The sequence below is a fragment of the Pseudomonas sp. KnCO4 genome (assembly GCF_045344305.1).
In the GTDB taxonomy this organism is placed as follows: domain Bacteria; phylum Pseudomonadota; class Gammaproteobacteria; order Pseudomonadales; family Pseudomonadaceae; genus Aquipseudomonas; species Aquipseudomonas anuradhapurensis.
The window spans coordinates 1383975-1397661 of record NZ_CP174199.1; the positions used below are offsets into that span (position 1 = coordinate 1383975).

The window sequence follows — 13687 nt, forward strand, 5'->3', positions numbered from 1 at the left end:
TCATCACCTTGGAAAGACCAGGACATCGGTACCCGGGTAGCAGGCCGGGTCCTGATCGACGCCGTATTTGTCGACACTCAAGCCTTGACTTGCCGTACAGCTTCGCGCGCGGCAGCACGGTTAGGCAGTTTAGCGTCGCCATCATTCGCTGGGACCGAGAACCCTTCAAGGCGCAGGCTATGCTCGAAGTTCGCTTTGCGGTTCTTGGCGAACCAAGCTTTTTTGGTGCGCAGGCTTAGCTTTTCCATAGGTGGGCACCCTGATGTGATTGAGTAGTATTGTAGCCGACCGTGATGACACCTCCCACAACTGCCCCCTGTTGCCTTGCCCATCTCCCGCTATCGAAGCGCTGACGCCAGAAATCTCTTACAATGAGATATAACAGAAGGGGAGCAGCCCGATTGCCGTTCGCTATTGGCCATCATCGGCGTAGCGAGGGGCAGGATCGGAGCACAGGCCAAATTGATAGTTGCCGAAGCCCCCTTGCTAGGCAGGCTGCACGGATTACACGCTGTAATCCTTTCTAGAGGGGTTTGTAATGGGTATTCAGGTAATCAGCCGGGACGGTCAACCCGAGTACGCCGTGGTTCCCTGGGAGCAATACCAGGCGCTGCTCAAGGCAGCGGGGCAGGCGCCTGCCGAGGCGGCTGCGAGTGACGCGGGCAGCGCCGCTGCCAGTGCGCCGTTGCCGGCATTCAGTGAGGTGGCGCAGATTCGCCAGGCCAAGGGCATTGCCCCTGAGCAACTGGCGCGCAATGTCGGTGTAAGCCCGGCGTACCTGGCCATGATCGAAGCGGGCGAACGCCAACCGGATGCGGCCATCCGCCGCGCCCTGGCCTGGCACCTGGGCGTGGCTGGCTGGAGCGAGCCATCATGAGCCAGGTCAGGATCAGCCGTCAGCACTGGGATAACCTGCTGGGTGAGCTTGACCTGGCCCGCCGTCAACGTCACTTGTTGACCTACCGTGCACTGATCGAGCGTTTGCAACTGCCCAGCCCGGCCATGCAGACGCTGACTGCGGCGCTGGAGTACCTGGCAGTGCTGGATGCCCGCGCCGAGCAGCCCTTGCGCAGTTCGCTGGTCATCAGCCAGGGCGCCAGCCGCTTGCCGCGTACCGGCTTTTTCGAATGCGTGGAGCGCCTGGGGCGCTTTTCCGGGCCGGTCGATGGCATGGAGGCAGCCTCCTGGCATGCCTCCGAAGTCGTTCGGGTATTCGAATACAGCTACCCCGAAACGGCCTGATGGGTTACCTGTGCCGGCCCTATCGCCTGCACAGGCAGTGCATACCTGTGAATCAGGCCACAAGCCCTGCCTTCGCTATCCACCACTTGCAAGGCATCCAGGTGCTGGTGGCGACCAAACAACTCCAGCAACTGCCCGATCGTCGCATTCAGCTGCACGCTAGGCTGTTCGGCCAGCCGTACACTCATCGCCACCGGTAGCGCCCGGCTTTCGCGCACTCCCACCTCCTGCGGCCGCCCCAGCAAATAGCCCTGCACCAGGTCCACACCCATCTCGACCAGCACCGCCAGCTCCTCTGCCAGCTCGATCCCTTCGGCAATTACCTGCGCCTTCGACGCCCTGGCAATCTGCAGGATCGAACCGACGAACTCGCGCTTGAGCGGGTCGCGGTGAATGCCGTCGATGAAGTGGCGGTCGATCTTCACGTATTCCGGGCGCAGTTCCGACCACAGGCGCAAGCTGGAATAGCCTGCCCCGAGGTCGTCGAGGGCGATCGAAAAGCCCATGTCACGGTAGTGGTGCAGGGCATTGGAGAGCAGCTGGAAGTCGTCGGTCGGGGTATGTTCGGTCAGCTCGATCACCACCCGGGTGGGCGCCAGGCCGACCTGCTCGAGCAGTTTCAGGGTCTGGCCGGACGGGTAGTCCGGCTCCAGCAGCGACTCCGGCGAGACATTGAGAAACAGCTGGCCTTGCAACTGCTGTTCGCTGAACCGGCGGCAGGCCGACTCCCGGCAGGCGGCCTCCAGCTCGGTCAGGCGCCCGGCTTGGCGGGCGATGGTAAACAGGTTCAGCGGGGCGTGCAGCGGGCTGTTGGACGGGCCGCGGCTCAGCGCTTCGTGGCCGAACACCCGTTGCTCGCTCAGGCGCATGATCGGCTGGAACAGGCTGTGAATGCTGCGTTGAGCCAGGATGGCACTCAAGGCACTGAGCTGTTCGGCGACGGTCATGACGGATTCCTGAAAATGAAAGGGCCGGACGCTTGCACATCCGGCCCCGCTATTTCACGACAGCGCGATGACTGTTTGATGACAGGTCACATTAATTTGCCATCATTGTTGCCGTTGCTTACTTCTTGGCCACCTTGGTGCTTGCACTGAGGTAGTCGATCAGGATGCGGCCGGTTTCCGCCAGGTAGGCGTCGTCTTCCGGCTTGGTGTTTTCATCCTCGGTCGGCAAGGCGTCCTCGTCCTCTTTTTTCAGCTCTTTCAGCGGCTCTTCACCCTTGGCCTTGCGGCGGATGTTTTCCAGCGCCAGTTGCTTGGCCTCGATTTCATCATGGCGCGCGCGGCGGTCCTGCTCGTTGAGGCTGACAGTCTTCTCGTTCAGCAGCTTCTGGGTCAGGGCCAGGCGGTCGCGGATATAGGTGAACTCCGCGTCCTTGACGCTGCGTGCTTCGTGCTGCGCCTTGAGCTGGGCCAGGAACGGCTTGAACGGGTCGGCCGCCGGCTTGACCACCGGGCGGATGGTGTCCCACGGCATGGCTTCGGGCAGGGCACTCTCGCCGATTTCCTTGGTGTCGATGATCGACGGGTAGTCGATATCCGGCAGCACACCCTGATGCTGGGTGCTCTGCCCGGAAACCCGGTAGAACTTGGCCAGGGTCAGCTTCAGCTCGCCATGGTTGAGCGGCTGGATGGTCTGCACGGTGCCTTTGCCGAAGGTCTGGCCACCGATGATCAGGGCCCGGTGATAGTCCTGCATGGCGCCAGCGAAGATCTCCGACGCCGAGGCCGACAGGCGGTTGACCAGCAGGGCCAGCGGGCCCTTGTAGAAGGCGCCGGGGTTTTCATCCTCCAGCACGTCGACACGGCCGTCGCTGTTGCGCACCAGCACGGTAGGGCCTTTCTCGATGAACAGGCTGGTCAGTTCGGTGGCTTCCTGCAACGAGCCGCCGCCGTTGTTGCGCAGGTCGATGACCACGCCGTCGACTTTTTCCTTCTGCAGTTCGGTGAGCAGCTTCTTCACGTCACGCGTGGTGCTCTTGTACTCCGGGTCACCGGCGCGGTAGGCCTTGAAGTCCAGGTAGAAGGCCGGGATCTCGATGATGCCCAGCTTGTAGTCACGCCCGTCCTGCTTGAGCTTGAGCACCGACTTCTTCGCCGCCTGCTCTTCGAGCTTCACCGCTTCGCGGGTGATCGAGACGATCTTGCTGGTCTGGTCGCTAGGGGCGTTGCTGGCCGGGATGATTTCCAGGCGCACCACCGAACCTTTCGGGCCACGGATCAGCTTGACCACTTCGTCCAGGCGCCAGCCGACCACGTCGACCATTTCCTTGTTGCCCTGGGCCACGCCGATGATCTTGTCGGCCGGGGCCACCTGCTTGGTCTTGGCCGCCGGGCCTGCCGGCACCAGGCGCACGATCTTGACCTGGTCGTTGTCGCTTTGCAGCACCGCGCCGATGCCTTCGAGCGACAGGCTCATGTTGATGTCGAAGTTTTCCGCGTTGTCCGGCGACAGGTAGTTGGTGTGCGGGTCGTAGGACTGGGCGAAGGTGTTGATATAGGCCTGGAAGATATCCTCGGCACGGGTCTGGTCCAGGCGCGCCAGCTGGTTCTTGTAGCGCTTGGTCAGGGTTTCCTGGATCTGCCTGGGCTCTTTGCCGGCGATCTTCTGGCGCAGCACCTCGTCTTTCACCCGCTTGCGCCACAGCTCGTCGAGCGCGGCCTGGTCCTTCAGCCACGGCGCGTCCTTGCGGTCGATCAGCAAGGTTTCCTTGGTGTTGAAGTCGATCTTGTCCACGCCCTTGTCCAGCTCGGCCAGGGCGAAGTCCAGGCGCTGCTTGACGCGGTCCAGGTAGCGTTTGTAGATGGTGAAGCCCGGGTCCAGGTTGCCGCTCTTGAGGAAATCGTCGAATTGCGTTTTCCATTTGTCGAATTCGGCGATGTCGGCAGCGGTGAAGTAGCTGCGCGCCGGGTCCAGCAACTTGATGTAGCTGTCATAGATGATGGCCGAACGGGCATCGTCCAGCGGCGGCTTGCTGTAGTGATGGCGCTTGAGCAATTCCACCACGTTGAGGCTGGCGACGATCTCGTCACGGTCCGGCTGCAGGCTGTCCCACTTGTTGGCGGCCGCCGCATTGCCGCCGAGCGTGAGGCTGCCCAGGCCGATCATCAGCGCCAGGGCGGTGCTTGGGAGGAAATGCTTCATGCTGATTCGACGTGGAGGCAATTGATCACGCATAGTAGGCCGTCTTTTCCGTTCGCCGGTTGCAAAAAACCGGACGCATACTGCAAAAAGCCTGGGACATAGCAATCCCAGGCTCGGTCATATGATTCAACTATGGAGGCACTGTGAAGGCATTGCAAGGCGTTGACGGACATGTGGCCTGGGTCGAGGCCGAACGCCCGGCCTGTGACGCGGGCCAAGTGCGCATTCGCGTGGCCGCAGCGGGGCTGAACCGCGCCGATCTGCTGCAGATGAAGGGCCTTTACCCGCCGCCGCCAGGCGCCAGCCCCTACATGGGCCTGGAGTGCGCCGGGGTGGTCAGCGAGGTGGGAGCGGGCGCCGACTGGCGGGTGGGCGACCGGGTGTGCGCGCTGCTGGCCAGCGGCGCCATGGCCGAAGAAGTGGTGGTGGACGCTCGCCACGTGCTGCCGGTGCCCGAGGGCCTGAGCCTGCATGAAGCCGCAGCGTTGCCGGAGGTCTATGCCACCGCCTGGTTGAACATCTTCCAGCTTGGGCGGGTGAAGGCTGGCGAGAAGGTGTTGGTGCACGCTGGTGCCAGCGGCGTTGGTTCGGCCGCCATCCAGCTGTGCAAGGCGTTCGGTAGCCCGGTGTGGGTCAGCGTCGGTTCGCAGGACCGCCTGGCCTATTGCGAGGCGCTGGGGGCTGCCGGTGGTGTGGTACGCAACGAGAACCTGGAGGCGCTGGAAGCGATCGGCCCGTTCGATGTGATTCTCGACCCGGTGGGGGCCAGTTACGGTGAGCTCAACCTCAAACTGCTGGCGCGTGATGGTCGCTGGTTGATCATCGGCCTGATGGGTGGGCGTTCGTTCGAACTGGACCTGGCCCAGATACTGACCAAGCGCATTCAGTTGCAGGGGTCCACATTGCGCAATCGCGATGACAGCTTCAAGGCCGAACTGATCAGCACCTTGCGCAAGGATGTCTGGCCATTGTTCAGCGAGGGCCGCCTGGATCCACAACTGGTCAGAACCTACCCGGTCGAACAGGCGCAAGAGGCACTCGATGAGCTGGCGAGCAACCAGATTGCAGGCAAACTGGTGGTCATCATAGAACCCCTGGATCAACCTGCCACCTGTTAATTCTGCCAGTAGCGGACACTGGGGCAGAGGCATAACTTTCGATCATCGCTTAATACAGGCCTGCCGCTAAGCAGGCGGGATGATCGAAGGAGCTGTCCCATGTGTTCCGAAAAGGTATTCGTCCGCAGGGCGGACTTGGTCGAACCAGAAGTCGACGCCATCATAAAGGACGAGAATGGCCAGCCGCGCGCAGATGGGCTACTGCCCATTGCGGCATTGCAACAGCCGTTGCGCGTTGTAGTACCGGGGAATTACGCCGACCCTGGGCTTCCGAGTGTCACCCTGGATTTGGGTTGGCAGTTCCAGGGCGCGCCCTTCAACTCAGTGCATAACGAAACACTGCGACCACCCTATGACGACGAGCTTGAGCTGTTCATTCCGCCCCATCTGCTCAATCACGGCGTATACGACCTTCAATACATCATCACCCAGTTGGGTAATCCTAACCGATCGCCCAAATTGACCGTCACGGTCGATACACAGCCGCCCAATTACGGTCAGCCGGGCCAGGCGCTGCAGATTCAGGGGGTGCCAGGCGGCGAAATCACGGAGGAATACCTGGCCCAGTACGGCGAGGTAGTTTTCAAGGTGCCCCTGTATTTCGTGGCGCGGGCCCGGGACGAAGTCATCCTTTACTGGTCCGACAGCAACCCACCGCCCAGTGATGAGCTCGAGGTGAGTCGCAAAACAGTGACCCAGGACGAAATCGACAACGACAGTATCCTGGTCAGCTATGACGCAGCGGTGATACGCGATTCGGGGTCAGGCCTGCGTTATCCTTGGTACCAGCTCGCCGATCTGGCGGGCAATGTCGGTCCGGATGCCGCGGTTGCGCAAACGCCTGTCGAGCTGACCCCTGGGCCTTCGAACCTGCAGCCGCCACGCGTCACGTTGTCGGTGCGTGGGCTGATCGATCGTGAGCATGCCAGGGAGGGGGCCAACGGCGAGGGCGGGGTCTTGGTGGAAATCGACCCGTACGACAACGCCAGCGACCGGGACTATGCCATCGTCAGCTGGCAGGGGCAGAAGCTTGCGGAGCGTCCTGTCGACCCCGAGGGCTTTCCGCTGGGGGTTTTCGTGCCTTGGCAGGCGTAGGTCGCAGCGGGCTTGGGGCCGGGTGATGCCCAGGTGCAGTATGAAATCCGCCGCAATGTGCAATTCACGCCGTCACCCGTTCTACCGGTGCCGTTCGACCTGCGCGTTGCGGGCCAGGACCACAGCGCTGCACCGGCTTTGCTCAACCCTTTGCTGGCGCTCGTCGAGGTCCGGGGCCGCAAGTCGGACAAGCCCAACGTGCTCGAACCCATCGACCATGGTGAGGCCGCGCGGGTTTTGCTGCGCCTGTTCGATGACCCTCAACCTGATGAGCAAGTGCTGGTGTACTGGGGCAATCAACCTCAGCCAGTGGCGCAATATCGTGTCCAGGTCGGGGATCCATCCGGAAAGCCTATCGAGATCGAGGTGCCTTGGGAGATCGTTGAGCAGCAACCCAATGACCGGGCGCTGCCGGTTTGGTACCGCACCGACAATGGTGTCAACCAGCAATTGGCGGACACAACGCCAGTCGACGTCGCGGTGGAAGTGATCCGTGACCTGCCAGCGGCCACGTTCCCCCATGCGGACCGATACGGCTACCTGAACTGCTGCTCGAGACCGCGGCTGTGGGAAGGGGTGACTGTTCGCGTGGAGCCCCACGCATTGATCGAGGCTGAAGATACCCTGGAGCTGAGTTGGCAAGGCCACGATAACCTCAACGGGTCTTCACCTATCCCTGGCGTGGCAAACACCTTCAGCCGCAAGGTGTCGAGCGATGAAGCGTCCCAGGGCACCGTCTTCGTGGTCTTGCCCTACGAAACGCTCATTGAACCAATGGTCGATAACGCCTCGGCCACTGTCGAGTATCGCCTGCTCAAGCAGGACGGGCGTCTAGGTATTTCCGTGCGCGACGTCGTGAAGATCACGCGGAAAATGCCAAGTAGTGAAGTTTGTTCTCCCACCAACGACCTCTGTGATGAAACGGGCGAATCGGTCGCCGAATAATCGCAGGCACTTTTATAAAGGAAAAACACCATGGGCTCTTTGAACGCTGCTGCACAGGCACGCCTGAATTATCGTAAGTTGCGGTATGGACAGGGTACTTTGTCGATGACGCCGCCTTCATTCGCGGGCGATTCATTATTGCCGGATCTACCCGGGGATCATAAAAATATGTTGAAGAAGCCACACGGCGTGGACCGTGACGTCGAAGTGCCATATTTTGATGTCAATGGGATTGGTACTGTCAGGGTTCAGTTAATGGTGGGGGAAGACCTTGTAGGTACTGCTCAATCCTTTCCGCTCCCGCTTGATCCTGCCGATTTTCCCAAGAAATTTACGTTGCCGGCGGAGTATACGGAGAACAATGGCCCAGTTAAGTTGCGTTACCGCGCCACGCACTTGGGCAACCCCAATACTTCTGACGCGTTGGACTTCTATGTTGATACCGTTCCGCCAAACCAGGGCCAGCCGGGTCCCCAATTGGTGCTTCCTCCTGAAGTTGAGGCAGGCGGCGTCACTCGGGAATATCTGGATGCCAACGGTAGTGTTGAACTGACCATCCAGGGCTATACCGATGCCAAACTTGGCGATGTGATCACGGCTTATGCCGACTCTGTGGAAATCGGCAGCTTCACACGCGATGACCTTAGCGAGCCAATGGTGATCAAGTGGACAGAGGATAAGATGCCTCACGAAGGCAGCTACCCACTGGTGTACACCTTGGCCGACCGCAGTGAGAATATTGGACCTCGGTCAACCTTCAAGAATGTCGATGTGTACCTGACCCCGGCACCGGCTAATCTTGTGCCGCCGAAGGTTCCGCAGTTCGATGATGGGCTGATCGATCTGGACGATGCCCAAGAAGATGTGGGCGTACAGATCGAAAAGTACGATAACTATGCCGCGGGTGATACCGTACAGGTGTATTGGGCGGGCGTGGCGGTGGGAGTCCCGGTTCCAATCAGTGGGTTCCCGGCGTTTGCCACGATTCCCTACGTCACTGTGCGTGAAACACCGGCCGACACCGGACCAAAACAGAGAAGGGTGACCTATAGCATCGTGCGCGGTGTCCGCAATTTCCCTGAGCCGACCGGGATCGAACTGGTAATTGATCTACGTGTGGGCGGCCCCGACAACCCTGACCCTGAACCCGATCCGGAAGAGGGCAACCCGGCGCTCAACGTTGTCACTGTTCAGGGAGCGGTTAGTACGGTCCCGAATGTCATCGCGCCAGTGGATGCGGGGCAGCCGGCGACTGCGAGCGTCGAGCTGTACGCGGGCGCTGTGGTCGGTGAGGTATTGCACCTGTTGTGGAACGGTGTGGAAGTTGACTCGTATCCGGTTGATGGCACTGAGGCGCCTGGCTTCAACGTTGGTTTTGACATTCTCTGGACAGACATCGAAGACGGTGGTAACGCGTCCGCATTGCCGGTTCGTTATGTAGTGTCCAACGCCGACAATGAAAACCTGAATCGATCGCCCATCACGGATGTAGAGGTCACTGCGGTGGAGGTAACATTACCCGCTGTAACTTATTTGAACCTGTTTGATGATCCGGACGAAGGGCCGATTATCAATTGCTCGACACTACGCGATAACCCTCTGGGCGCAGGTAAAGTCATCGAAGTGCGGGTCGCCGGTGGCGAAGACCGTCTGGCCGATCAGGAACTGACGTTCAACTTCCAAGGTTACAGCGATGCGACAGGGACGACGCCCATTGCTGATACGGACCACGAATTCACTTATACCCCAAGCGCGCAAGAGGCCGCGTCGGGGTTCACTGTGCGGGTGCCCTACGATCCTTATGTGCTGAACATCCGGCTCGGTTACGGAGGTATCAAATACACCGCCTTGATCAACGAGCTGCCGGTCTCTTCGGCAGAAGAGATCAAGTTGGTGTACGTTGAGTTGCCAGGCGGCGGCGGTGCGACGTGTCCTGTTAAGTTTCGGCGATAGTTGAATGACCCGGCAAAGTGCACCTTTCAGGTGCGCTTTGCTGCGTCTGCTCGTTCAAAAAAGACGATGGCGACGCGACAGGTTTACTGTCGCTGACTGCATATCAGACTTTTCCTACATATTGATAATTGTTCTGCATGTAAATTTTCCGGCGCCGCAAACGCGTTGAACCCTACATGAGAGTCCAAATTATGCGATCAATATTTCCCATCCAGAAGCAATCCTCTGGATTGTTCGCCTTGAGCCTGATCAGCGTGGCGCTCTATTCGTCTGCGGCGGCTGCCATCGTGGTCGAAAACGGTGAGACCTATACCGTCGACTCTTCCCAGCCCGCCGACCGCTACATTGTGCGTGGCCAGTCGACCTTGAATACGCTGGCTGGCAGCTCATTACTCGACGTTTACATTTCAGACGGCTCTGTGCTGAACATGCAAGGGAGCCAGGTGAATGCGCAGGATTATGGCGTGCAGATCCTGAACGCTAGCGGGACGGTGGTTAACAGTACGATCCGCAGCGAATTCGTTGGCCTCAATGTCAGCCGTCTATTGGGTACGGTGACTGGCGGGTCGACCCTCACGGTCAGCAACAGTGATGTTTCCGGTGTCGAAAGTGGCGCAGAGGTCACTGGGCTGAGCACACTGGTGTTGGACAACAGTCGCGTCGAAGGTACCCAGGCAGGTGCCGATGGCGTGAATGTGCGAGGTGGCAACGCGATCATTCGCAACAACTCCGTGATCACCGGTGCCAACAGTGGCATAAGTATCGGCGCAGATTCCGACAACGTCGGTGACTATCGGGCAGAGGTGGACGGATCGACAGTCATTGGCCGCAACGGTGCGGCATTGGCGGTTGTGCAGGGGGCGCAGGCAACCATAGCGTTGAGCAATGGCGCGCAACTGCAAGGTGCCAACGACCTGCTGCTCGACGTCTCCGAAGGCTCAAGCGTCGATCTCACCGTGACCCGAAGCACCCTGCAAGGCAATTTCAACATCCGTGATAACAGCGCGGGCAGCCTGGTTTTCGATGCCAGTACCGTAGCTGGAGATGTGGTTGTCGAATCGGGCAGCGAGGCTGACGTGGCTTTGCGCAATGGCGCTTTCTTCACCGGCAAACTGCAGAACGTCAACCAGATGGCCGTCGAGTCTGGTGCAGTATGGGCACTCACTGGCAACCAGCAACTGGCCAACCTGTCACTCAATCAGGGTACGGTTGATTTCAACAGTGGCAATGGGAATTTCCACCAGCTGCAGGTAGAAAACCTTTCAGGCAGCGGCACGTTTGTGATGAATGCCGATTACACCACCAATGCACACGATACCTTGACCGTGACAGGCAACGCGACGGGTGAGCATACCCTGCAGGTTGCCGGTAGTGGTCAAGACCCGACCGACCCAAGAGCGCTGACCTTGGTGAATACTGCCGCTGGGGATGCACGCTTTAGCCTCAGTGGCGATCAGCCTGTCGACGTAGGTACCTACTCATACAAACTGGAGTCCCGTGGAGATGGCAGTGGTGGTACCGAATGGTTCCTCGACCCTGAGTCAAAGACCGTCAGCCCCGGTACCCGTTCGGTACTGGCCTTGTTCAACACCGCGCCTACCGTGTGGTACGGCGAACTCACCTCTCTGCGCAGCCGTATGGGCGAGCTGCGTTTCAACGGCGCCAAGGCCGGCCTATGGACCCGTGCCTACAGCAACAAATACGACGTCGCGGAGCAATCGGGCGTTGGCTACAGCCAGGTACAAAGCGGCTTCTCGCTGGGCGCCGATGCACCGCTGCCGTGGGGTGATGGCCAGTGGCTGGTGGGTGCGCTGGCTGGCCATAGCCGCTCCGAACTGGACTTGACCCGTGGGACGTCCGGCAGTGTCGACAGTTACTACGTGGGGGCCTACACCACTTGGCTTGACCAAAGCAGCGGCTATTACTTCGATGCCGTGCTCAAGGCCAACCGCTTCGATAACAAGGCCAAGGTCAACATGAGCGATGCCACCCGGGCCAAGGGCGACTACAGGAATACCGGCCTGGGCGGCTCGGTGGAGTTCGGCCGCCACATAACCTTGCACGATGGCTGGTTCGTCGAGCCTTATGGGCAACTGTCGGCAGTGGTGATCGAAGGCAAGGACTACGGCCTGGACAATGGTATGCAGGCCGAGGGTGACCAGACCCGCTCGCTGCTAGGTAAGCTCGGCAGCGTGGCGGGCCGCAATGTGCGCCTGCAGGGCGGCACCGTGATCCAGCCGTACGTCAAGGCCGCGGTGGCCCACGAATTTGCCAAGGCCAACCGTGTGCAGGTCAACGACAACCTGTTCAACAACGACCTTTCCGGTTCGCGTGCCGAGTTCGGTGCGGGTGTGGCGGTGGCGTTCACCGAGCAGTTTTCGCTGCATGCCGATTTCGACTATGCCAAGGGCGAGCATATCGAGCAGCCCTATGGCGTGAACATCGGGATGCGCTACAGCTGGTGATCGGTACATCCAGGGCCAACAGCTGGCAGAAGTCCACGTGTTGGCCCTGTTGTTACGGGAAAAGGCTACTTCCAATCGAGAATCGGCCAGGCATTGATCTGCGCATGTTCGCGCAATACAGGGTCTGGGTTGACCACGTAGGGGTGGTCGACTTTCAACAACAGCGGCAGGTCATTGCGCGAGTCGGAATAGAAACTCGCCCCTTCCAGGTTCTCCTGTTCCTGATCCAGCCATTCTAGCAGCCGAGTGATCTTGCCCTCGCGGTAGGTCAGCACCCCATGGGTCTGGCCGGTATACACCCCGTTCACCGCCTCCAGCTCGATCGCCAGGTACTCGTCCACCCCCAGCCGCGCCGCAATCGGCCCGACCAGGTGGGTACCCGAAGCGGAAATGATCAGGATGCGGTCCCCGCGCTTGCGGTGCTCGGCAATGCAGCGGCAGGCATCGCCATAGATGATCGGCTCGATCACGTCCTCGACCCACGGCTCGACCAGGTGCTGGACCTCTTCCAGGGTGCGCCCGGCAATCGGCTCCAGGCTGAAGGCCATGTACTCCTCCATCCTCAGGTGGCCTTTGCCGTAGGCCTCCATCAGCTCACGGTCGCGGCGCAGGAACGCCTTGCCGTCGACCCAGCCCAGCCGGGCCATCTGCTCGCTCCACAGCGACGCGCAGTCGCCGTGGATCAAGGTTTCGTCCAGATCGAAAATTGCCAGTGCCATGGGTGAAATCTCCTTAGGCCACTTCCCGTAGCGCCGTGGGGTCGATCGACAGGCTTACCCGCTGCCCGTCCGCGTGCAGGTCGGCCGCCGAGCGGTTGAGCACGTCGACCACCAGTTCCACCTCGCGCACCCGGACCCGGTAGCGAATCACGTTGCCCAGCAGGCTGTGGCTGCGTACTTCGGCGTCCAGTGCGCCGTCGCGGCCCAGGGTGATCGATTCCGGGCGGATCGCCAGGCGGCTGGCCACCGGGCGCTGCAGCAGGCGGCTGGCGCTGTCGGCGTCGAGCAGGTTGTAGTTGCCGATGAAGCCGGCGGCAAACAGGTCCACCGGCGCGGTGTAGAGGGTTTCGGCGTCGCCACTCTGGACGATGCGCCCCTGGTTCATCAGGAAGATGCGGTCGGACATGGTCAGCGCTTCTTCCTGGTCGTGGGTGACGAAGATGGTGGTCAGGCCCAGTTCACGCTGGATCGCGCGAATCTGCTCGCGCAGGTGCTTGCGAATGCGCGCATCCAGCGCCGACAGCGGCTCGTCGAGCAGCAGCAGGCGCGGGCGGGTGACCAGCGAACGGGCCAGGGCCACGCGCTGGCACTGGCCGCCGGACAGCTGGTGCGGGTAACGCCCGGCGAAGTTGCCCAGCTCTACCAGCTCCAGTGCTTCACGCACACGCTGCTGGCTTTCATCGGCCTTGACCTTCTGCATGCGCAGGCCGAAGGCCACGTTCTGCTCCACGGTCATGTTGGGGAACAGCGCGTAGCTCTGGAACACCATGCCGATGCCGCGCTTTTGCGGGCTCAGCGGTACGATATCGTGGCCGTCGAGCAGGATCTGCCCGCTGTCCACCGGGGTCAGCCCGGCGATGCAGCGCAGCAGGGTGGACTTGCCGCAGCCGGACGGGCCGAGCAGGGTGACGAACTCGCCGCGTTCGATATGGCAGTCGATGTTCTCGAACACCGGGCTGCTGGCGTAGCTCTTGTGCAGTTTCTGTACGCTGACGAAGCTCAT

At 60.7% G+C, this 13687-nt stretch carries 12 protein-coding genes; 7 read left to right on the forward strand and 5 right to left on the reverse strand.

What is annotated here, in order from left to right; genetic code table 11:
• Positions 1-77: 77 nt before the first annotated feature.
• Positions 78-248, reverse strand: a complete 171-nt coding sequence (locus ACJA3S_RS06460; protein WP_406821211.1) for a YhfG family protein — start codon at positions 246-248, stop codon at positions 78-80.
• A gap of 290 nt (positions 249-538) precedes the next feature.
• On the opposite strand from ACJA3S_RS06460, the gene ACJA3S_RS06465 reads away from it, so the two are divergent.
• Both ACJA3S_RS06465 and ACJA3S_RS06470 read left to right on the forward strand, forming a co-directional pair.
• Positions 539-877, forward strand: a complete 339-nt coding sequence (locus ACJA3S_RS06465) for a multiprotein-bridging factor 1 family protein (RefSeq protein WP_406821212.1) — start codon at positions 539-541, stop codon at positions 875-877.
• Positions 874-1242 carry a hypothetical protein gene (locus tag ACJA3S_RS06470; protein WP_013971408.1) on the forward strand — a complete coding sequence of 123 codons (369 nt, stop codon included), beginning with the start codon at positions 874-876 and terminating at the stop codon, positions 1240-1242. Before ACJA3S_RS06465 ends, ACJA3S_RS06470 begins: the two co-directional genes overlap by 4 nt.
• Here ACJA3S_RS06470 and ACJA3S_RS06475 read toward each other — a convergent pair.
• Together ACJA3S_RS06475 and ACJA3S_RS06480 are read right to left on the reverse strand one after the other, a co-directional pair.
• Positions 1224-2189, reverse strand: coding sequence for an EAL domain-containing protein (locus tag ACJA3S_RS06475; protein WP_406821213.1), 966 nt, complete (start codon positions 2187-2189; stop codon positions 1224-1226). The genes ACJA3S_RS06470 and ACJA3S_RS06475 overlap by 19 nt on opposite strands.
• 118 nt (positions 2190-2307) lie before the next feature.
• The gene (locus ACJA3S_RS06480; RefSeq protein ID WP_406821214.1) at positions 2308-4389 is read right to left on the reverse strand and encodes a carboxy terminal-processing peptidase; all 2082 of its coding nucleotides are present in this window, start codon (positions 4387-4389) and stop codon (positions 2308-2310) included.
• A 143-nt stretch (positions 4390-4532) separates the two neighbouring features.
• On the opposite strand from ACJA3S_RS06480, the gene ACJA3S_RS06485 reads away from it, so the two are divergent.
• The 5 genes from ACJA3S_RS06485 to ACJA3S_RS06505 all read left to right on the forward strand — a co-directional run bounded on the left by ACJA3S_RS06485 (position 4533) and on the right by ACJA3S_RS06505 (position 11965).
• Positions 4533-5507: an NAD(P)H-quinone oxidoreductase gene (locus ACJA3S_RS06485; protein ID WP_406821215.1), complete on the forward strand. Its 975-nt coding sequence runs from the start codon at positions 4533-4535 to the stop codon at positions 5505-5507.
• A gap of 99 nt (positions 5508-5606) precedes the next feature.
• A complete protein-coding gene (locus tag ACJA3S_RS06490; protein ID WP_406821216.1) occupies positions 5607-6602 on the forward strand; it encodes a hypothetical protein in 996 nt (331 codons plus the stop codon).
• Between the two features lie 33 nt (positions 6603-6635).
• A complete protein-coding gene (locus ACJA3S_RS06495) occupies positions 6636-7547 on the forward strand; it encodes a hypothetical protein (RefSeq protein WP_406821217.1) in 912 nt (303 codons plus the stop codon).
• Between the two features lie 30 nt (positions 7548-7577).
• Positions 7578-9500: a hypothetical protein gene (locus tag ACJA3S_RS06500; RefSeq protein WP_406821218.1), complete on the forward strand. Its 1923-nt coding sequence runs from the start codon at positions 7578-7580 to the stop codon at positions 9498-9500.
• 239 nt (positions 9501-9739) lie between these two features.
• Positions 9740-11965, forward strand: a complete 2226-nt coding sequence (locus ACJA3S_RS06505; RefSeq protein WP_406821219.1) for an autotransporter outer membrane beta-barrel domain-containing protein — start codon at positions 9740-9742, stop codon at positions 11963-11965.
• Positions 11966-12030: 65 nt separating this feature from the next.
• On the opposite strand, the gene ACJA3S_RS06510 is transcribed toward ACJA3S_RS06505, so the two are convergent.
• A complete protein-coding gene (locus tag ACJA3S_RS06510; protein WP_406821220.1) occupies positions 12031-12684 on the reverse strand; it encodes an HAD family hydrolase in 654 nt (217 codons plus the stop codon).
• Positions 12685-12697: 13 nt separating this feature from the next.
• Positions 12698-13687: an ABC transporter ATP-binding protein gene (locus tag ACJA3S_RS06515; protein WP_406821221.1), complete on the reverse strand. Its 990-nt coding sequence runs from the start codon at positions 13685-13687 to the stop codon at positions 12698-12700.